Here is an 18,982-nt window from a genome sequence, read left to right as displayed (position 1 = left end):
GCCGAACGCCCGTCAGATCAGAGTGTAGACGTCATGTTGACAGCATGGCGTCGTTCTTTTGGCACCACATTGATGTAATGTGTGACATAGGCAAAATATAAACCGGCATAATTTTCGACAAGTTCGATAAATGCCGGGTAAATGGACATCCGGCCATCGCCGCGATCTTTAAGATAACCTGCCTCCTGTGCCGATTTGATAATGCGGTTGACGTGAATACGCGAGACGAAAAATTCTTTTGCAAGTGTGCTGGCTGAATACGCTATTATGGCACCGTATGCTGTTTTGTTTTTAATGGCCTGCAAATAGAGATAGAGCATAATCATCCGGCCACCATCCTTATCAATAAATAAACCCACCTCCGGAAGTACTTTACTGAATGTTAATCCGCGGAAAAGGTATTCTGCGGCGCGCCGGAAAAAGTTGTGCCTGAGTGTGTCATTGTCCAGAAGATTAACATTAATGTTGAATGTCGGATAAAGAATGCTAACAGGCGTGAACGCCCCGGACATATAGCGTTTAAGCTCATCCAGTCCTTTTTCCGTAGGCGCGATTTTTGTTTTTCGCCGATCTTCGGTACAGCGCCAGGTCTTAATTCGCCCGGTGGTTTTAAGTATGGTGATGATCGCAATAACGCTGTTAGGGCTGGCGATATTATAGCGTGAGCACAGTGCCTTAATCTCCGAGACCGACTCAGCCTGATTGCCAAAAACAAAACAACATATTGAGAGTATTATATTGAACCGTGATTCCTGAAGCATCGTTTTGTAGAACAGGGGTTGTTTTTTATAAATGGCGTCATTGATTCTGTAGTGTTCTATTATAGCTTCACTAAATCGCGGGTTGTTTTTAATGACATCCCGTCGATGTAGCAAAGCTCTGGATGAGATGTGATTATCCATAGCATTTTCTCTTTTTTGTCTGAGCCGATGAGAAGAAGTGTCCGGACTTCTTTTTCGGAATTTTCATTATACCTTGAGAAAGTCCTGGTTACTGTTGTTATATGAAAAGAAAATGATATTTATGCTGCATATGGATGAGTCGGTTGATTAACGCAAAGATGTTCATGTGCATAACATTGATAACGGTTTATTAACCAAATGGGGTGCGGTAAAATTATTCAATGCGACAAGGAATATTGGCTTTAATTACATATGGGAATGATGTTTGTATTCTCAGGAGCAGGTTATGTCTCAAAATTTACCCTCTGTGCAAGGTACTTGCTACAAGCAACGGTTTGTTATTTCAGCCTGCGGTTTCACCTTTGAAGGGTATAGCCTGCTTCTGAAATCTCGAGGCGTACACGCCACGCGACTCCATTTTGAAGAGGATGAAATATGTTCCGTTGACGTTGAGAAAATGATGGAAAATGAATCGCCCGAGGTTTCGGTTTTCCTTGGTCGTGACGTTGCTACTTTTCTTGAAAGCCTGAAGCGCTTGGTATCCGTTCTGAATGCACTGTCGGTGATTTGCAGGGTCACCCTGTATGGTGCACTACCTGAGCGATGGCTTAATGCAACGTTGAGAAGTCTCGTTAATAATACAAAAAAGCTTTCCACGATCAGGGTAGAGAATATTACAGAAATAATGGGCTTTGTAAAAAATGAGCCAGATGAGCGTGCTGGCCCTTCACGCTTGTTGCGTAACGTACCGGACAAGGAGGGTAAAGAAAATTTGCATGGGTTAACACATCGCGAGTTAACCGTGCTACTGAATTTCTATCGGGGTATTTCCATAAAAGAGCAGAGTAAGAGGTTAGGGCTGTCAGATAAAACTATTTATACCCATCGCAAGGTGGGTTTGGGTAAATTATATATTATCAGAGTATGGTTTAGCGACTCTCGCGTTTTCAGAGATGAGGTTTGTGCAGGAAAAAATAAAACAAAAGTGTTTTCGGAAACGGAAATAGATATATTACAAGCGTTACATAAACGGGAAATCTTTGCGGCTTATCAAATTATCACTGATAGTGATAAAAAAGGAGTTGGATTTGAAATCCTGCTGCGCTGGCATAAAAAAGGTGAGATCCTGAAGCCAGCCTATTTTCTGGGAGGGATAAAAAATAGTGAAATATGGCTCAAGCTAACGGCGTTAGTCATCCATGCGGCCGTATCAGGTATCAATAAATACAATGGAAAATATTATTTTTCAGTTAACATTCCTCCTCAACTTGCTTCGGGAAACGCGCTGCCGGGGATGGCCAAAAAGGCCGTCGAAATGTTACTCAAACCGCAGTGGGCCGGGAAACTGGTCTTTGAAGTAGCTGAAACGATTGACGTAACAAAGGATAAAAATATTCCCGAAACACTCCAGCGTTTACGCGCCGAGGGATGTCGGCTTTTTCTGGATGACTGTTTTTCAAAATATCATGCTATGCTGCCCATCAGACTGATTAATGTTGATGGACTAAAGCTTGATCGCGATATTGTTGAGCACTTTGTGGCTAACGACAAAGACTATAGCATTATTAAAGCGATACAGGTTTACAGCGACATGACGGGGACCGAATGCGTTGCGGAAGGCGTCGATAGCGAAGAAAAATTTGAAAAACTTGTCGCGTTAGGGGTTAAGCGATTCCAGGGTTATTATCTTTCCCGCGCGGTTAAAGAAGAAGAGTTGGATCGAATGGTACGGCTATTTAGTTAACGGCTTCACTATGCTGGTGGTACGACAGACTACAGTATTCGACCACCAGTAAAAAACACTCACTCACCGTCGCAATAGTGTATTCTCAGATATCATCACGCGTAAAGCCGACAACAATTTCAAGTGTGTTGCGAATGACATCGCAGGCTTCAGGCTCCTCGGTAATTTCTAGGGCGTGAATCAGTTGCAGGATGATCTCTTTATTCGAAAGGTTGTCACCGGTCAGCATAATACAGCGTATTGCCGAGCCTAACACTTCAACTTCACCACTGAGATGCTTTCCAGCATTAAGAAAGTGTTCCGCCAGTCCTTTATCGTGCAGGGCTTCAAAATTATACGTCTGGTGCATAGTCGCTTTACTCATGGTGGTCACCGTCTCGGTTAAAATTAGTGTTTCTTATTTGGGCTCAGAAGCGTGTTGTGAGTAAAAAGAGAGCGCATGCGGCCAATTTCATAATCGCCCATCACTCTTCCCCGGTCGTGCGATACGCCGGTTACACGCTGGCGCACTTCATCTTCAGCGGCAATCAATGCATTTTTACGCTCATCATTTGATTCAACGTTAGCCATCGCCTGCAGGCGATTAGCAAGAGACGCAAAGGTAATAGGTCCGTTCTCTTTCAGTATGGATAATACGGCCTCACCGATAAGGTCATCCTTAAGTCGTTCAAATTTAGTTCTATGCATAGCTTAATCTCACTCTGCTACACGCGGCTGTAGCATGGGGTTAGTCATCGCATCCAGATGCTCTATTCTCACTCAGCATGACTAACTTAGTAAGTTAAAAACAGTGTTCAGGTTGACGCTCGAAGAAGAGGGCTATCAAACCGTTATAGTGCGCTTTCTCTACGTCAGACGTTGATTCTTCAATTCTGCGCAACAGCTTTGTACAAATTGTCATTCTGCTCAGTTGTACATTTTCTTTGATGATCTCACTGACGATGGCACCAAGGGTTTCCTGCTGTGTTGGGACGTTATCCTTGTTAAAATACAAGGTTATAGCGCTTTCTGCTGTAGAGGGAGCATGGTTGCGACGCATAATTTTCCACCGTTGACAAACAATTTTGTAACATCACTGGCATCGAATTTATACTATCCGGTCAAATCTGTACATCTAAATTGTACAAGTTTTTCGTGCAGTTCGGGGATTTGTCAGATGAACTATCAAAATTAGGGGGGAAGAGAGGGAGAAAAACGTGGGGAAAAGAAAAGGCCCCGGAGGGCCTGAAATTATTTCCGTCCCAGCAGAAGTCCCAGAACGATGCCTACCGCACCCGCAGCGATTAAGCCCGTTAACGGGTTATTTCTGACGGCTTCAGTAACATCCGAGACGGCATCACTGGCCTGGGCAGCATATTTTTTCGCTGCACCTTTCACCTGATGTTTAGGGGAATCAACGAATTCACCAAACTGCTGCTGTGCAGAGCCGGATAATTCATCAAGTTTGTTTTTGGCTTTATCGCCAGCGTATTGTGCATTTTTATCAGTGTCGAAATCAGACATTCCAGCCTCCTTTTGTTGATAGTCTAAGGATAGACGCTGATGGCAAAGGTGAGAGAGAATTCGCTAAAATCGACGCCTGATTACCTCTTTTTAGGATATGTCTTTCTTACATGTCCACCATAACGCCCTAAGGATGGAGTGGATAAATATTTCCCTCGCCGTCTCTGTCTACGTAGCGGGAAGAGACTATTTCTCTCGTGCGTTAGCGCGAAAGGTAATGTAATAGCCAAGGGATGCGGCCAGGCACAGCATATAGCCGAACGATTCCGAACCTTCCTCCACGGCGTTTTTCACGACACGCATATAGCCATGCTCCAGAATGGCGTGCCACAGCACTTGCATTCCAAAGAGACGGGAGAAGACCAGTACAGCCAGCAGGCCGCTCAACAGAATACCGTACCAGGGGGATTGCGTGTATTTTGCCAGCTGTTCCAGCGTAGCGCGAAAATGCATAACGGGGCGAATTAAAGCCAGCAGAGCGGTAATCAGCGCGAACCACACCCAACTCCCATGAGAAATGAGGTCAAAAAGCGCGTCCAGTTCACGAATTAACATCGTCAGGAAAAAACCGCCAACCAGTATATTACAGTAACGCATGGATTCATCCATTTTCGCCAGACGAAAATGGAGAAACACGATAGTCGCTAATACCGTTTCCTGCATAATTTCGGTCAGTGATAATTCCGGAATATCATGGCCGACAAACCGCATATCAACCCAAAGACAAAGTATAATAAGCGCGCATGCGACCGCCGCGCCAACAAAGAATAAAAAGCTCTTTAGTACAATCATTAACACCACCATTTTGTTTGTAGCAGTATGTTAGGTGACGAGAATGTTATTTCTGTTCACATCGTGCCATATAAGTGCTGAATTTTAACATTACGAGCTAAATAGGATTCGTAGCGGCCAGAATAAACCCTAAATATCTTTTGTTCCTTGCCGGCGATGTGCTCATTGCAGCGTCTCTTTCTTGTGGTTTACAGGGCAATAACATACGAGGTACCATACCCCCCTATAGTATCAGGAGGGCGTATGCCGCATTCACCCGAAGATAAAAAACGTATTCTGACCCGCGTCCGCCGCATTCGAGGCCAGGTTGATGCCCTTGAACGCGCCCTGGAGTCGGGCGATCCCTGTCTCGCCATTCTGCAGCAAATAGCCGCCGTGCGCGGTGCTGCCAATGGCCTGATGGGTGAAATGGTTGAAATTCACCTCAAAGATGAGCTGGTGACGGGGGAGACCACCCCGGATCAGCGGGCAGTGCGGATGGCGGAAGTCGGCCATTTGCTGCGCTCTTATCTAAAATAAACCCACACACCTCACAACAAGGGAAAGACATCATGAAATCTCGCGCAGCTGTCGCGTTCGGCCCAGGCCAGCCGCTGAAAATCGTTGAAATTGATGTTGCTCCGCCGAAGAAAGGCGAAGTGCTGATCAAAATTACTCACACCGGCGTCTGCCATACCGATGCGTTTACCCTCTCCGGTGACGATCCGGAAGGCGTATTCCCGGCGGTGCTCGGCCACGAAGGGGGCGGTGTGGTGGTGGAAGTGGGTGAAGGCGTTACCAGCCTGAAGCCCGGCGACCATGTGATCCCGCTCTACACCGCAGAGTGCGGCGAGTGTAAGTTCTGCAAATCCGGCAAAACTAACCTCTGTCAGGCAGTGCGCGCCACGCAGGGCAAAGGTCTTATGCCGGACGGTACCACCCGTTTCTCCTATAACGGCGAGCCAATCTATCACTACATGGGGACCAGCACCTTCAGCGAATACACGGTGTGCGCCGAGATCTCACTGGCGAAAGTGAATCCGCAGGCCCCGCTGGATAAAGTCTGTCTGCTCGGCTGCGGTGTCACCACCGGTATCGGCGCGGTGCATAACACGGCGAAAGTGAAAGAGGGTGACACCGTGGCGGTGTTCGGCCTGGGCGGGATCGGTCTGGCGGTCATCCAGGGCGCGGTACAGGCGAAAGCTGGGCGTATCATTGCTGTGGATACCAACCCGGAGAAATTTAAGCTCGCAGGTGAGATGGGTGCGACCGACTTCATCAACCCGAAAGACTACGACAAACCGGTTCAGGACGTGATCGTTGAGCTGACCGACGGCGGCGTGGACTTCAGCTTCGAATGTATCGGCAACGTCAACGTGATGCGCTCAGCGCTGGAGTGCTGCCACAAAGGCTGGGGTGAGAGCATCATTATCGGTGTGGCCGGCGCGGGTCAGGAGATTAAAACCCGTCCCTTCCAGCTGGTGACAGGGCGCGTATGGCGCGGGTCGGCATTTGGCGGCGTGAAAGGCCGTACACAGCTGCCGGGCATGGTTGAAGATGCGATGGTCGGCAAAATTCAGCTCGACCCGTTCATTACGCACCGCCTGCCGCTGGAGCAGATCAACGAAGCTTTCGATCTGATGCACGAAGGAAAATCCATTCGTACCGTCATCCATTTCGGCGACAACTGATTATTCTGCCAGCGGTTTTTCCCGCTGGCATTTCTTCCCTGATCTTCTCTAAAGTGTGACCTGTCTGGCGCTTTTAGGCGTAATCTAATTCCCCGCTGTGCCGATGACTCTTTTACAGGCGTGTTTTTACGCATCTTACCTATAAGAGAGTCGACGGTCATGGACAACACAACATCGATGCAGGCGCAGCACAAGCTGAGTTTCTTGCATCACATCCGGCTGGTTCCGCTGTTTTCCTCCATTCTCGGTGGCATTATTCTCCTGTTTGCCTTGAGCTCGGGTCTGGCAGGCTATTTCCTGCTCCAGGCCGATAACGATCAGCAGGATGTCACAGCAGAAATCCAGGTGCGCACCGGTCTGTCAAACAGTTCCAACCATTTACGCACCGCCCGTATCAACATGATCCACGCGGGGGCGGCGAGCCGCATCGCGGAGATGGAGGCGATGAAGCAAAACATCGCTGAGGCTGAGACCCGCATCAGGCAGTCGCAGGATGGATTTGCCGCCTATATGAAGCGCACCGTTCGCACTCAGGCTGATGAAGCGCTGGATGGCGATCTGAAAGCCCGCTATGACGCCTACATCGCCGGTATGCAGCCGATGCTGAAATATGCCAAAAACGGCATGTTTGAAGCCATTATCAACCATGAAAATGAGACCGCGCGTCCGCTGGACGATGCCTATAACGCGGTGCTGCTGAAGGCGATAAAAATCCGCACCGAACGCGCCAACGCACTGACGGCGCAGGCTCACACCCGCACCCGGCTGGGGCTGATGTTTATGTTCGGCGCGTTTGGCCTGGCGCTGGCGCTGGCGGTGATCACCTTTGTGGTGCTGCGCCGTACGGTGATAAACCCGCTTCAGCGAGCCGCTACGCGTATCGAAAATATCGCGAAAGGCGATTTAACCATGCCGGACGAACCGACCGGGCGCAGCGAAATTGGCCGCCTGACGCGCGATCTGCAAACAATGCAGCACGCGCTGGTGACAACCGTGGGCACAGTGCGGCAGGGGGCGGAGGAGATCTACCGGGGAACCAGTGAGATCTCCGCGGGTAATACCGATCTCTCATCCCGAACCGAACAGCAGGCGGCGGCCATCGAACAGACGGCGGCCAGCATGGAGCAGCTCACCGCGACGGTGAAGCAAAACGCCGATAACGCGCATCATGCGAGTAAACTTGCAGAAGATGCCTCCGGTAAGGCCAGCCGCGGGGGGCAGATGGTCTCCGGCGTGGTGAAAACCATGGGTAATATTTCCACCAGCTCGAAGAAGATCTCTGAAATTACCGCCGTGATTAACAGCATCGCGTTCCAGACCAATATTCTCGCGCTCAATGCGGCGGTCGAGGCGGCGCGTGCGGGTGAACAGGGACGCGGCTTTGCGGTCGTAGCGAGTGAAGTCCGCACCCTGGCAAGCCGCAGCGCGAACGCGGCGAAAGAGATTGAAAGCCTGATTAATGAATCGGTGTCGCTTATCGATCAGGGTTCCGGGGAGGTGGTTGCGGCGGGCAATACCATGAATGAGATCGTCGAGGCGGTTAAACGCGTCACCGATATTATGCTGGAGATTGCGGCCGCGTCCGATGAGCAGAGCCGCGGCATTGTTCAGGTGAGCCAGGCGATTTCCGAGATGGATAAGGTGACGCAGCAGAATGCCTCGCTGGTGGAAGAAGCCTCTGCGGCGGCGGCCTCGCTGGAAGAGCAGGGCGCGCGTCTGACGGAAGCCGTTGGCGCGTTTCGTCTCAACGGGGCGCGCGCAGGACGGACTACAGCCGCCGCAACCGCAGCAAAACCCGCGCCTTTAACCCCGGCGGCGGCCGTCTCAGGTGATAACTGGGAAACGTTCTGAGTAAGACAGACCCGCCCTCGCGGCGGGTTCTGCGTTCAGGATCAGAGAGGCATTGACTTACGAATGGCGCTTAACAGCGTTTGGGCGCCTTCAGAGAGCGGGGCATCTACCCGCGTCAGGATCCCAATGGGTTCTCCTGCGCCGGGTGAGGTTACCGGCAGCGCGGTGAGCACGCCGCGTCGCAGATCGTCCTTCACCGCGCCGGACGGCACAAACCACACGTAGTCATAATCCACCGTCAGCTGGCGCGAAAGAGACGCCGAGAGCGTTTCAATACACCCTGAAGGCAGCGTGCAGCCCTGCATTTGCAGCAACGCTTCCGCATTCTGACGCGGAACCGTTCCTTTCGGGGAGACTACCACCGGCCACTCCATTACGCGGCTTAAGGTGACGGTATCCTGCAGCAGGGGATGATTCGGACGCACGACCAGCTTCAGTGATTCCAGGAACAGCAGCTCGTAATTCAGGCCGCTCATCAGTTCCGGATCGGACATCCGGCCAATGCCCAGATCCAGCTCGCCTGACTTCAGGCCCGCCAGCAGCATGGTGTTATTCATGGTCGCGACCTGAAGCGTGGCGTGCTTTTGCTGGCGGTGGAACTGGCCGATCGCCGCAGGCAATATGCCCAGCGCCGCCGTTGGCAGTGCCCCCACGCGCACGATGTCGCTGGCCTGCTCTTCTTTACGGTTTAAGGCCTGACCGGCGGTATTGAGGGCATCAAGAACTTTAACGGCATGCGTCAGGAACTGTTCGCCTACGAGCGTAAGCTGAGCGCCCAGACGGCCGCGGTCGAACAGACGGGTTCCGGTAAGCTGTTCCAGTTCGTTGAGCGTTTTGGATAGTGCAGGCTGACTAAGGTTAAGGGTTTCAGCCGCTCGCCCCAGCGTTCCCTGTTGAGCGACGGCCACAAATGTATGCAAATGGCGCAAGCGTATGCGCTGACTGAACAGACCATTTTTTTCCATAGGCGATGTTAAAAACAGAGCGACGCGGGTGACAAGTTAAGTTGTTTGAATTTGATAACCTGATAGCAAAATATTTTTAACATTTGATCTGTTTGAGTTACAACTGTTTTTCAAAAACGCCCATGCTTTGACCACTCGTCTGCCTGGATCACAATTTGTAAATTCTTCCCAACGAAAAGAACGGGCTTCTCTACACTCCAGGTAGTATTCACTGGAGGCATGACATCATGGCGAACACCATCACGGCTGATGATATTCGGGAACACTTTTCGCAGGCTATGTCGGCGATGTACCAGCAGGAAGTTCCGCAGTACGGCACCTTGCTGGAACTGGTGGCGGACGTTAACCTGGCGGTTCTGGAAAATAACCCACTTTTACATGAACAACTGGCAAATGCAGACGAACTGGCGCGCCTGAATGTTGAACGTCACGGTGCGATCCGCGTTGGCACCGCGCAGGAGCTTTCCACCCTGCGCCGGATCTTCGCCATTATGGGCATGTACCCGGTCAGCTACTACGATCTCTCCCAGGCGGGCGTGCCCGTCCACTCGACGGCGTTTCGTCCGACTGACGATGCGGCGCTCTGCCGTAATCCGTTTCGCATTTTTACCTCGCTGCTGCGCCTGGAGCTGATTGAAAACGTTGCGCTGCGCGAAAGGGCGGCAGAGATCCTCTCCCGGCGAAACATCTTTACGCCGCGCTGCCTGGACCTGATCGACCTGCATGATGTACAGGGACACTTTACCGAGGCACAGGCGCGCGAATTTGTGCAGGAAGCCTTAGAAACCTTCCGCTGGCATCGCCATGCGACGGTCGATCAGGAAACCTATCTGGCGCTTAGTAACGAACATCGCCTGATAGCCGACGTGGTCTGTTTCCCGGGGTGCCATATCAACCATCTCACGCCGCGCACGCTGGATATCGACCGGGTACAGGAGCTGATGCCGAAGTACGGCATTGAGCCGAAAATCCTGATTGAAGGCCCGCCGCGCCGCGAGGTGCCGATCCTCCTGCGCCAGACCAGCTTTAAGGCGCTGGAAGAGCCGGTGCTTTTCGCGGGAGAACACAAGGGTACGCATACCGCGCGTTTCGGTGAGATTGAGCAGCGGGGCGTGGCCCTTACGCCGAAAGGACGCGAGCTGTACGACCGTCTGTTAAATCAGGCCGGGACCGGCAAAGACAACCTGACCCATCAGCTTCACCTGCGCGAGATCTTCAGCACCTTCCCGGACAGCGAAATGTTCCTGCGCCGTCAGGGGCTGGCTTATTTCCGCTACCGTCTGACTCCGACAGGTGAGGCGCATCGCCACGCGTTTCGTCCCGGCGACGATCCGCAGCCGCTGATCGAACGCGGCTGGGTTGTGGCGCAGCCGATCACCTATGAGGATTTTCTGCCCGTCAGCGCTGCGGGGATTTTCCAGTCGAATCTTGGCAATGAAACGCAGGCGCGCAGCCACGGCAATGCCAGCCGCAATGCCTTCGAAGCCGCGCTCGGCTGTGCGGTGTACGACGAGTTTACGCTTTACGAGGAGGCGGAAGGGCGCAGCAAACAGCGTTGCGGTTTGCTCTGAAACCGTTACTCTGCAGGGGTGTGATGGAAAAAGAAGGTTGGTATGGAAAATCCCTCCGCCCCTGTGGTTGAAACGCGCCAGGGCGCACTAATTGGTTCTACTGAAGGCGATACCCATGTGTGGTGTGGCATTCCTTATGCGGCACCGCCGGTTGGCCCGTGGCGCTGGCGCTCCCCACGCCCCCCTGCACGCTGGGATGGCGTGCGTCCGGCGACGGCGTTCTCCGCCTCCAGCTGGCAGAGCAGCGAAAGCTGTCAGGAGCTGGGCGGCGGCGATCCTGGCCAATTCTCTGAAGACTGCCTGTACCTTAACGTCTGGTCGCCAGTCGCACGCGCCGATCCGCTTCCGGTGATGGTCTGGCTGCACGGCGGAGGATTTACCCTCGGCGCTGGCGGTCTGCCTCCGTATAACGGCAGGGCGCTGGCGAAGCGCGGTACGGTGGTGGTGACAATTAATTACCGTCTCGGCCACCTCGGCTTTTTTGCCCATCCGGCGCTGGAGGGGGAAGAAGAACGCGTGGTGCATAACTTTGCGCTGCTCGATCAGATCCAGGCCCTGGAATGGGTGCGCGATAACATTGCCGCGTTCGGCGGCGATCCTGAGAACATCACCGTATTTGGCGAGTCGGCCGGTGCGCGCAGCGTGCTGTCGCTGATGGCTTCTCCGCTTGCGGGAGGACTGTTCCATAAAGCCATTGTGCAAAGCGGGTACACGCTGCCCGACACCCCGCGCGAGCAGGCCATCCATAAAGGCGAAGTGATTGCTGCCCATTTTGGCCTGCAAAATGCCACCGCGGAACAGCTTCGCGCGATCCCGCCTGAGGCGTTCTGGCCGCTGACCTCGCCACTGAATATCGCCCCTGCGCCCATCGTGGGTGACTGCGTTTTGCCTGAGGCCATGCTCGATGTCTTTTTCGCTGCCCGTCAGCATTCAGTACCGGTGATGATTGGGTCAAACAGCGACGAAGCCAGCGTGATGTCGGTGTTCGGGGTCGATCTTGCCGGGCAGATCCAGAAGCTCCGTCGCGAGCGGCGCTTTGGCCTGGGGCTGATCAAGCTGCTTTATCCGGGCGTGAAGGGCGATGAGGAACTCGGCAGGCAGGTTTGCCGCGACATGGCCTTTACCACCATGGGATACGTGGTGATGCAGGCGCAGCAGCGGGCAGGCGGCCTGTGCTGGCGATACTGGTTTGATTATGTGGCCGAAGCGGAGCACGCGACGTATACCAACGGCGCCTGGCACGGTAACGAAGTGCCCTACGTGTTCGATACCCTTGGGCAGGTGGAACCCTCGCGGCAGTATGTAAACGAACGCGATCTGGCCTTCGCCGCTCAGGTGGCGGACTACTGGGTGAGCTTCGCCCGGGATGCGGGAGCACGCGATAGCCTGGTGGGGCCCTCACGCTGGCCCGCCTGCCGGAAAGGGCGGGACGTGTTGTTGCGCATCGGTGTGAATAAACATGCAGGTTTTCGGCTTGAAAACCGTTTTATGCGTGCCCGTATGAGCCTCTTCAAACGGGTAATGAAACACCACGTCAGCCTCGACTGAGCAGACAGGCACGAAACGCATCCAGCCCGTTCTCCGGGTCGGGTGCGTCGCGTAACACCAGCCGGTAGGTCGCCCCCGTCTTTATGCTCGTATCATAAGGCCGCATCAGCCGTCCGGCGCGCACGTCCTCCTCCACCAGCGTTTCATCCGCAATGGCGATGCCCAGCCCCTGAATGGCGGCGGTAATGGCCAGATCCATGGTTTCAAAGTGTTGATTTTTGAGCATAGCTTGCGCCGGACGCGGCTGTTTCGCCAGCCACAGCGTCCAGTCCGTTTTGTCCCGCGTGGGGTGAAGGAAGGTGAGTGTGTCCAGCGCAGAACCGGCCCGCAGCGGGCTCATCACCGGGGTTAAGGCCTCTTCGAACAGCAGAACGCCGGCGCTCATGTGCGTTCCAAACACAATCGCCGCGTCATAGGATTCGGTTTTGAAATTGACGTTATGATCGGTGGTAGTGGTCAGCGCAATCTGGAGTTCCGGCTGTTCGCGCTCGACCTGTAACAGACGCGGTACCAGCCAGCGCATCGCGCAGGTAGGCGCTTTCAGACGAATTACGGTCTGGTGCGTCCGCGCCTGTTCAGCAACGTTAAGCAGGTGCTCAAACGCAGATTGCAGTTCCGGCAGCAGGGCGCTTCCCTGTGAAGAAAGACGCAGGCCGCGAGCATGGCGTTCGAACAGCGGGAAGCCGAACCAGCTTTCCAGCGAGGCAATTTTGCGGCTTACCGCCCCCTGCGTCAGACAAAGCTCCTTCGCGGCATGGGTAAGATTCAGGTGACGCGCGGTCACGATAAACGTCTCTACGGCATTAAGCGGAAATGAACGACGCGACATATCTCACCTTAGCTATGCGTTTTTGTCATGGCTATTATGACAACAATTCGATTGTCCCGGCAATTAAGTTATTGTTTGAATAGTTATGCATTCACCACGAGAAGGGACAGAGGATGACTTTGAAAACGCCGGTGCAGACCCGCTCCAAATTGCCCGATGTAGGAACCACCATTTTTACCGTTATCGGCCAGCTTTCAGCCCGGCATAACGCCATCAACCTTTCTCAGGGTGCGCCGAATTTTTCCTGCGACCCAAAACTTATCTCCGGCGTCACTCGCGCCATGGAGTCAGGGCATAACCAGTATGCCTCCATGACCGGGCTGCAACCGCTCAGAGAGCGCATCGCGGACAAAATTGCCACGCTCTATGGCACCCGCTATGACCCGGTGAGCGAGGTACTGGTGACTGCCAGCGCCAGCGAAGGGCTTTACTCAGCCATCAGCGGGCTGGTTCATCCTGGCGATGAGGTGATCTATTTCGAGCCCTCCTTTGACAGCTATGCGCCGATTGTCCGTCTGCAGGGGGCGACGCCGATCGCTATTAAGCTGACGGTACCGGATTTTGCCGTGAACTGGGATGAAGTACGCGCGGCTATTACCCCACGCACGCGGATGATCATCGTCAATACGCCGCACAACCCGAGCGGACAGGTGTTTTCAGCCGCCGATCTGCACCAGCTGGCAGCGCTGACGCGCCACACCGACATCATCATTTTGTCTGACGAAGTGTACGAGCACGTCGTTTTTGATGGCGAACCGCATCACGGGATGGCAACGCACCCGCAACTGGCGGAGCGCAGCGTGATTATTTCTTCTTTCGGAAAAACCTATCACGTCACCGGCTGGCGCGTGGGTTATTGTGTGGCGCCCGCGGAGCTGATGGATGAAATATGTAAGGTCCATCAATTTTTAATGTTCTCGGCCGATACGCCGATGCAGTACGCGTTTGCCGAACACATGACCGATCCGCAAACCTGGCTGTCGCTGGCGGCGTTTTATCAGCGCAAGCGCGATCTGCTGCAAAGTTTGCTCGCCGACTCACCGTTCAGGCTGCTTCCGAGTGCCGGTTCGTTTTTCCTGCTTGCGGATTACAGCGGCTTTAGCGACGAGCGCGACAGCGAGATGGTGAAAAGGCTGATTGTCGAGTACGGGGTTGCAACCATTCCGCTGTCAGCGTTTTATGCCGATGGCACGGACAATAAACTGATCCGTCTCTCTTTTGCGAAAGATGAGGCGACGTTACGGGCAGGTGCCCAGGCCCTTTGTCGGGTTACTCCACGTTAAGGAATTTGAGATGAAATTACGCGCGTTAGTTGTCGGCATAGGACTGCTGTGTTCATTCTCGTCGTTTGCTGCTACCGAGTTGCGATACGGGCTGGAAGCGGAATATCCGCCGTTTGAAAGCCGCAATGCCTCAGGGGAGCTGGAAGGATTTGACGTAGAACTGGGAAATGCCATCTGTAAAGCCGCCGCGCTGAAGTGCAGCTGGGTAGAAACCTCGTTTGATGCGTTGATTCCCGGTCTGGTGGCGAAAAAGTTCGACGCCATAAACTCGGCGATGAACATCACCGAACAGCGTCGTAAGAGCATTGATTTTACCCAGCCCATCTACCGTATTCCCTCCCAGCTGGTGGGCAAAGCCGGTTCTGCGGTAGAGGCCACGCCGGAAGGGCTGAAGGGCAAAACCATCGGCGTTCTCCAGGGTTCAATTCAGGAAACCTACGCCAAAGAGCACTGGGAAAAGCACGGTGTCACCGTGGTGTCTTATAAAGATCAGAATATGGCCTGGGGAGATCTGCTGAATGGCCGCATCGATGCCTCGCTGGTCATGTCAGCGGCCGGGCAGGCAGGTTTCCTCAGCAAGCCGCAGGGTAAAGGGTTTGGCTTTATCGGCAAACCGGTGTCGGACGACACCATCCTCGGCAGTGGGATCGGCTTTGGGCTGCGTAAGGGGGATGAGGCCACCAAAAAGCAGCTTGATGCCGCAATTGATAAAGTACGTGCCGACGGCACGATCGCTAAACTGGCTGATAAGTACTTCCCGGGTATCGATGTCAGCGTAAAATAACCGCCTCGTTGGTCCCGGCTGTTGATGTCCAGCCGGGACTCTTTTATACATAACTTTACCCCTTTTTCAGGCCGTTCTGGTCGACAGAAAATATTTCTCGGTTTGTTCAGATAATCACCCGCCAACAATTGGATTCTTAACCGTTTTTGTTTAGGCTGTGCGTTCTTTCTTGCCGTCATTTCGCTGCGCGCGAAACTCATTCACACGACCATAAGGACGTTTTCTCAGGCATGAATCGCAGACGTTTTCTCAAAGGTTCCCTGGCAATGGCTGCCCTGAGCGGCACTTCTGGCCTTGCTTCTCTGTTTTCCCAGGCGGCGTATGCTGCTGACTCCGACATTGCCGACGGTCAGAGCCGTCGCTTTGACTTCTCTGTTCTGCAATCCATGGCGCACGATCTGGCGAAAACCCCGTGGGGTGGTGCGCCGCGTCCGCTGCCGGAAACGCTGGCCACCATGACGCCGCAGGCGTACAACGCCATCCGTTACGATGAGAAACAGTCGCTGTGGAATAACATTGAAGGTCGCCAGCTGGACGCCCAGTTCTTCCATATGGGGATGGGATTCCGCCGCCGCGTGCGCATGTTCTCGCTGGATCAAAGCACCTCTCAGGCGCGTGAGATCCACTTCCGTCCAGAGCTGTTCAGCTACGGCGATACGGGCGTGGATACCAAACAGCTTGAAGGTCAGAGTGACCTCGGCTTCGCCGGATTCCGCGTCTTTAAAGCGCCGGAGCTGGCGCGACGCGATATCGTTTCGTTCCTGGGCGCGAGCTACTTCCGCGCGGTGGATGATACCTACCAGTACGGCCTCTCTGCGCGTGGTCTGGCGGTGGATACCTTTACCGACACCCCGGAAGAGTTCCCGGATTTCACCTCCTTCTGGTTTGAAACCGTTAAGCCGGGCGATACCACCTTTACCGTCTATGCGCTGCTGGACAGCCCGAGCATTACCGGTGCCTATAAGTTTGTGATCCACTGTGAGAAGAGCCAGGTGATCATGGACGTCGAAAACCATCTCTATGCGCGCAAAGACATCAAGCAGCTCGGCATCGCGCCGATGACCAGCATGTTCAGCTGCGGCAACAACGAACGCCGCATGTGCGACACCATTCATCCGCAGATCCACGATTCAGACCGCCTGGCAATGTGGCGCGGTAACGGAGAGTGGATCTGCCGACCGCTGAACAACCCGCAAAAGCTGCAATTTAACGCTTTTCTGGATAAAAACCCGAAAGGCTTTGGTTTGTTGCAGCTTGACCGTGATTTCTCCCATTACCAGGACGTCATGGGCTGGTATAACAAGCGACCAAGCCTGTGGGTCGAGCCGCGCAACAACTGGGGTAAAGGATCCATCGCCCTGATGGAGATCCCGACAACCGGCGAGACGCTCGATAACGTGGTCTGCTTCTGGCAGCCGGAAAAACCGGTGCAGGCGGGTGATGAACTGGACTTCAAATACCGTCTCTACTGGAGCGCGCAGCCGCCGGTGCGTTCACCGCTGGCAAACGTCTACGCTACCCGTACCGGTATGGGCGGCTTCCCGGAGGGCTGGGCGCCGGGTGAAAATTACCCGAAAGTGTGGGCCCGTCGCTTTGCCATCGACTTCGTCGGGGGCGATTTGAAGGCCGCCGCACCGAAGGGCATTGAGCCGGTGATCACCCTGTCCAGCGGTGAAGCGAAGCAGGTGGAGATCCTCTACGTCGAGCCGTTCGACGGGTATCGCATTCTGTTTGACTGGTACCCAACCTCTGACTCCACCGAGCCGGTCGATATGCGTCTGTTCCTGCGCTGTCAGGGCGACGCCATCAGCGAGACCTGGCTGTATCAGTACTTCCCGCCCGCGCCGGACAAACGTAACTACGTTGACGACCGGATCATGCGTTAGTCCTTATGGGTTTGTGCCGGGTGGCGGCTTCGCCTTACCCGGCCTGATTCGGACGCATTTGTAGGCCGGGTAAGCGTTAGCGCCACCCGGCAATTAAGAGGCACTATGTCTTCAGAAATTATCCCCGTAACCCAGGAAATCGAGCTTCGCGCCGTCGAAGAGCGCTATACCACCGATCTGCACAACCTCGTTATTAAAAACCAAACCTGGCTGCAAACCGCCTTCGACTGGGCGCAGCATGTCGGCACTGAAGAGGACACGCGCCGTAACGTGCAGAGCAACCAGATGCTGCACCAGCGCGGCTACGCCAAAATGTTCCTGATTTTCATGAAGGACGAGCTGGTGGGCGTGCTTTCTTTTAACGCGATAGAGCCTGCGAATAAGGCCGGGTACATCGGCTACTGGCTTGACAAAGCGCATCAGGGACAGGGCATTCTCTCTCAGGCGCTACAGGCCTTTATGCGCTATTACGTTGAGCGCGGCGAGATCCGCCGCTTTGTGATCAAATGTCGCGTGGCTAACCATAACAGTAACCGCGTGGCGCAGCGCAACGGTTTTGCGCTGGAAGGTTGTTTGCGGGAAGCGGAAATGCTCAACGGCCGCTTCGATGACGTAAACCTGTACGCCAGGTTATTCCCGCTATAGCGCCCCCAGCAGCGGCGTCCGGGTGATCCGCGTGTCACCGTTGATCACTTTGGTTCCCCGGACGTGAATGCTTTCACCCTCCAGCGCCTCGATCGCCGCATCGTCTGTCATCTCCACCTGATGCTCAATCAGGACATCGCCGCTGATACGCGCGCGCCCCTGAATAACGACCTTGTCATCAATCAGGATCGGCCCGCCGCGTAACCACGCCTCGCCACCAATCAATACGTGGTGTTTAATCACGCAGTTACCTTCGACGAGGGCGTTTTCCGCGACCTGTGAACTGTACCGCACGGTCGGGATCGCATCATCCTCTAAACCGGCCAGCAGGCGGGCGTTGCCGTACACTTTGGCGCAGTCGCACACCCAGACGTTATTAACCGCGTTGCCCTCAAGAATGGCGCGGTCGAACACCTCCGCGCGGTGCTCAACAAAGGCCCAGGTCACCATGGCATCGCCGTAGATTTGCGCCTGATGCACAATACGCGACTGGCTGACCGTGGCTCTGTCGTAAATCTGCAGGATCTGCTCACGGTCGGGTGTCAGCCCTTTGGCTGCAATCACCATGCTGTTATGCAGCACCCGCGCGTCACCCGCGATACGGCATTCCCCGCGTACGGTGGAGTGCTGGATAGTGACGTTGTCACTTATTGCCGCGCCGTGACTCACCTCTGCCGCGTCAAGCCAGCTGTTGCCGCCTACGTGTGCGCGGTGGCTTACGATGCAGGGTTGGGTGAGGCGGGCGTTGCCGGATATCCTGGCCCCGGCAAACACCACGCTGTTTTCATCATAAACCCAGCAATCCCCGTCCTGGGCGAGCGCGTGTTCATCCTCAACCCAACCACCTTTTGTCCCGCTGGTCACATCGTTAAAATCCTTTGCGGCAATAATCTGTCTGAGTAGGGTTGTGCACGGCGTTGATCCGTCCTGCCAGCGCCAGAGACGCGTTTCATTGCTAAGCCTGTATTTTGTCATCGTGTTTTCCCTGAAAAGCCATTCACTAAACGTA

At 54.2% G+C, this 18,982-nt stretch carries 19 protein-coding genes; 10 read left to right on the top strand and 9 right to left on the bottom strand.

Annotation, left to right across the window (positions count from 1 at the left end; translation table 11 throughout):
* Positions 1-17: 17 nt before the first annotated feature.
* Positions 18-902, bottom strand: coding sequence for a hypothetical protein (locus tag AC4OVS_RS11660; RefSeq protein WP_023300064.1), 885 nt, complete (start codon positions 900-902; stop codon positions 18-20).
* 286 nt (positions 903-1,188) lie between these two features.
* Here AC4OVS_RS11660 and AC4OVS_RS11655 point away from each other — a divergent pair, with 286 nt between their 5' ends.
* Positions 1,189-2,646, top strand: coding sequence for an EAL domain-containing protein (locus AC4OVS_RS11655; RefSeq protein ID WP_491922430.1), 1,458 nt, complete (start codon positions 1,189-1,191; stop codon positions 2,644-2,646).
* An 85-nt stretch (positions 2,647-2,731) separates the two neighbouring features.
* Here AC4OVS_RS11655 and AC4OVS_RS11650 read toward each other — a convergent pair whose 3' ends face one another.
* The 5 genes from AC4OVS_RS11650 to AC4OVS_RS11630 form a co-directional block, all read right to left on the bottom strand.
* Positions 2,732-3,010: a biofilm development regulator YmgB/AriR family protein gene (locus tag AC4OVS_RS11650; protein ID WP_075208094.1), complete on the bottom strand. Its 279-nt coding sequence runs from the start codon at positions 3,008-3,010 to the stop codon at positions 2,732-2,734.
* Between the two features lie 23 nt (positions 3,011-3,033).
* Positions 3,034-3,333 carry a hypothetical protein gene (locus tag AC4OVS_RS11645; RefSeq protein WP_022648070.1) on the bottom strand — a complete coding sequence of 100 codons (300 nt, stop codon included), beginning with the start codon at positions 3,331-3,333 and terminating at the stop codon, positions 3,034-3,036.
* 94 nt (positions 3,334-3,427) lie between these two features.
* Positions 3,428-3,685 carry a regulatory protein YcgZ gene (ycgZ, locus tag AC4OVS_RS11640; protein ID WP_491922429.1) on the bottom strand — a complete coding sequence of 86 codons (258 nt, stop codon included), beginning with the start codon at positions 3,683-3,685 and terminating at the stop codon, positions 3,428-3,430.
* A gap of 191 nt (positions 3,686-3,876) precedes the next feature.
* Complete coding sequence (locus tag AC4OVS_RS11635) at positions 3,877-4,149, bottom strand: ElaB/YgaM/YqjD family protein (RefSeq protein WP_003857263.1); 273 nt, start codon at positions 4,147-4,149, stop codon at positions 3,877-3,879.
* Between the two features lie 186 nt (positions 4,150-4,335).
* The gene (locus AC4OVS_RS11630; protein ID WP_023306165.1) at positions 4,336-4,941 is read right to left on the bottom strand and encodes a hypothetical protein; all 606 of its coding nucleotides are present in this window, start codon (positions 4,939-4,941) and stop codon (positions 4,336-4,338) included.
* 243 nt (positions 4,942-5,184) lie between these two features.
* Between AC4OVS_RS11630 and AC4OVS_RS11625 the strand changes: the two genes are divergently transcribed.
* The 3 genes from AC4OVS_RS11625 to AC4OVS_RS11615 all read left to right on the top strand — a co-directional run bounded on the left by AC4OVS_RS11625 (position 5,185) and on the right by AC4OVS_RS11615 (position 8,462).
* A complete protein-coding gene (locus tag AC4OVS_RS11625; protein ID WP_003857256.1) occupies positions 5,185-5,460 on the top strand; it encodes a metal/formaldehyde-sensitive transcriptional repressor in 276 nt (91 codons plus the stop codon).
* Positions 5,461-5,492: 32 nt separating this feature from the next.
* The gene (locus AC4OVS_RS11620) at positions 5,493-6,611 is read left to right on the top strand and encodes an S-(hydroxymethyl)glutathione dehydrogenase/class III alcohol dehydrogenase (RefSeq protein ID WP_017693450.1); all 1,119 of its coding nucleotides are present in this window, start codon (positions 5,493-5,495) and stop codon (positions 6,609-6,611) included.
* A 159-nt stretch (positions 6,612-6,770) separates the two neighbouring features.
* A complete protein-coding gene (locus AC4OVS_RS11615) occupies positions 6,771-8,462 on the top strand; it encodes a methyl-accepting chemotaxis protein (RefSeq protein ID WP_045308096.1) in 1,692 nt (563 codons plus the stop codon).
* 41 nt (positions 8,463-8,503) lie between these two features.
* Here the strand turns inward: AC4OVS_RS11615 and AC4OVS_RS11610 are convergent, their stop codons facing one another.
* On the bottom strand, positions 8,504-9,427 hold the full coding sequence (locus tag AC4OVS_RS11610; RefSeq protein WP_022648073.1) for a LysR substrate-binding domain-containing protein: 924 nt from the start codon (positions 9,425-9,427) through the stop codon (positions 8,504-8,506).
* 227 nt (positions 9,428-9,654) lie between these two features.
* Between AC4OVS_RS11610 and hglS the strand changes: the two genes are divergently transcribed.
* Positions 9,655-10,998 (top strand): 2-oxoadipate dioxygenase/decarboxylase HglS, encoded by a 1,344-nt coding sequence (gene hglS, locus AC4OVS_RS11605; RefSeq protein WP_063152176.1) that lies wholly within the window; start codon positions 9,655-9,657, stop codon positions 10,996-10,998.
* 42 nt (positions 10,999-11,040) lie between these two features.
* Entirely contained in the window at positions 11,041-12,546 is a 1,506-nt protein-coding gene (locus AC4OVS_RS11600; RefSeq protein WP_481241599.1) for a carboxylesterase/lipase family protein, read from the top strand.
* Here the strand turns inward: AC4OVS_RS11600 and AC4OVS_RS11595 are convergent.
* Positions 12,533-13,375, bottom strand: coding sequence for a LysR family transcriptional regulator (locus AC4OVS_RS11595; protein ID WP_038416032.1), 843 nt, complete (start codon positions 13,373-13,375; stop codon positions 12,533-12,535). The two genes, AC4OVS_RS11600 and AC4OVS_RS11595, sit on opposite strands and share 14 nt — an antisense overlap.
* Before the next feature lie 113 nt (positions 13,376-13,488).
* Between AC4OVS_RS11595 and AC4OVS_RS11590 the strand changes: the two genes are divergently transcribed.
* The 4 genes from AC4OVS_RS11590 (at position 13,489) to rimL (ending at position 17,973) form a co-directional block, all read left to right on the top strand.
* Positions 13,489-14,658 (top strand): pyridoxal phosphate-dependent aminotransferase, encoded by a 1,170-nt coding sequence (locus AC4OVS_RS11590; protein ID WP_063853650.1) that lies wholly within the window; start codon positions 13,489-13,491, stop codon positions 14,656-14,658.
* A 10-nt stretch (positions 14,659-14,668) separates the two neighbouring features.
* A complete protein-coding gene (locus AC4OVS_RS11585) occupies positions 14,669-15,442 on the top strand; it encodes an ABC transporter substrate-binding protein (protein WP_038416033.1) in 774 nt (257 codons plus the stop codon).
* Positions 15,443-15,672: 230 nt separating this feature from the next.
* The gene (locus AC4OVS_RS11580) at positions 15,673-17,328 is read left to right on the top strand and encodes a glucan biosynthesis protein D (RefSeq protein ID WP_491922428.1); all 1,656 of its coding nucleotides are present in this window, start codon (positions 15,673-15,675) and stop codon (positions 17,326-17,328) included.
* Between the two features lie 105 nt (positions 17,329-17,433).
* Entirely contained in the window at positions 17,434-17,973 is a 540-nt protein-coding gene (gene rimL, locus AC4OVS_RS11575; RefSeq protein ID WP_491922427.1) for a 50S ribosomal protein L7/L12-serine acetyltransferase, read from the top strand.
* On the opposite strand, the gene ydcK is transcribed toward rimL, so the two are convergent.
* Complete coding sequence (ydcK, locus tag AC4OVS_RS11570) at positions 17,968-18,948, bottom strand: YdcK family protein (RefSeq protein WP_491922426.1); 981 nt, start codon at positions 18,946-18,948, stop codon at positions 17,968-17,970. The genes rimL and ydcK overlap by 6 nt on opposite strands.
* Positions 18,949-18,982: the final 34 nt, after the last annotated feature.

Source organism: Enterobacter sp. 4974935, assembly GCF_058661735.1.
The sequence above is the reverse complement of the archived record's forward strand: the minus strand, read 5'-3'. Positions and strand labels throughout refer to the sequence as shown.

Coding starts and splice junctions, on each gene's coding strand:
- AC4OVS_RS11625 (WP_003857256.1), top strand. CDS start 5,185: ATGCCGCATTCACCCGAAGATAAAAAACGTATTCTGACCCGCGTCCGC.
- AC4OVS_RS11645 (WP_022648070.1), bottom strand. CDS start 3,333: ATGCATAGAACTAAATTTGAACGACTTAAGGATGACCTTATCGGTGAG.
- hglS (WP_063152176.1), top strand. CDS start 9,655: ATGGCGAACACCATCACGGCTGATGATATTCGGGAACACTTTTCGCAG.
- AC4OVS_RS11615 (WP_045308096.1), top strand. CDS start 6,771: ATGGACAACACAACATCGATGCAGGCGCAGCACAAGCTGAGTTTCTTG.
- AC4OVS_RS11595 (WP_038416032.1), bottom strand. CDS start 13,375: ATGTCGCGTCGTTCATTTCCGCTTAATGCCGTAGAGACGTTTATCGTG.
- AC4OVS_RS11610 (WP_022648073.1), bottom strand. CDS start 9,427: ATGGAAAAAAATGGTCTGTTCAGTCAGCGCATACGCTTGCGCCATTTG.
- AC4OVS_RS11630 (WP_023306165.1), bottom strand. CDS start 4,941: ATGATTGTACTAAAGAGCTTTTTATTCTTTGTTGGCGCGGCGGTCGCA.
- rimL (WP_491922427.1), top strand. CDS start 17,434: ATGTCTTCAGAAATTATCCCCGTAACCCAGGAAATCGAGCTTCGCGCC.
- ydcK (WP_491922426.1), bottom strand. CDS start 18,948: ATGACAAAATACAGGCTTAGCAATGAAACGCGTCTCTGGCGCTGGCAG.
- AC4OVS_RS11655 (WP_491922430.1), top strand. CDS start 1,189: ATGTCTCAAAATTTACCCTCTGTGCAAGGTACTTGCTACAAGCAACGG.
- AC4OVS_RS11600 (WP_481241599.1), top strand. CDS start 11,041: ATGGAAAATCCCTCCGCCCCTGTGGTTGAAACGCGCCAGGGCGCACTA.
- AC4OVS_RS11580 (WP_491922428.1), top strand. CDS start 15,673: ATGAATCGCAGACGTTTTCTCAAAGGTTCCCTGGCAATGGCTGCCCTG.
- AC4OVS_RS11585 (WP_038416033.1), top strand. CDS start 14,669: ATGAAATTACGCGCGTTAGTTGTCGGCATAGGACTGCTGTGTTCATTC.
- AC4OVS_RS11650 (WP_075208094.1), bottom strand. CDS start 3,010: ATGAGTAAAGCGACTATGCACCAGACGTATAATTTTGAAGCCCTGCAC.
- AC4OVS_RS11590 (WP_063853650.1), top strand. CDS start 13,489: ATGACTTTGAAAACGCCGGTGCAGACCCGCTCCAAATTGCCCGATGTA.
- AC4OVS_RS11620 (WP_017693450.1), top strand. CDS start 5,493: ATGAAATCTCGCGCAGCTGTCGCGTTCGGCCCAGGCCAGCCGCTGAAA.
- ycgZ (WP_491922429.1), bottom strand. CDS start 3,685: ATGCGTCGCAACCATGCTCCCTCTACAGCAGAAAGCGCTATAACCTTG.
- AC4OVS_RS11660 (WP_023300064.1), bottom strand. CDS start 902: ATGGATAATCACATCTCATCCAGAGCTTTGCTACATCGACGGGATGTC.
- AC4OVS_RS11635 (WP_003857263.1), bottom strand. CDS start 4,149: ATGTCTGATTTCGACACTGATAAAAATGCACAATACGCTGGCGATAAA.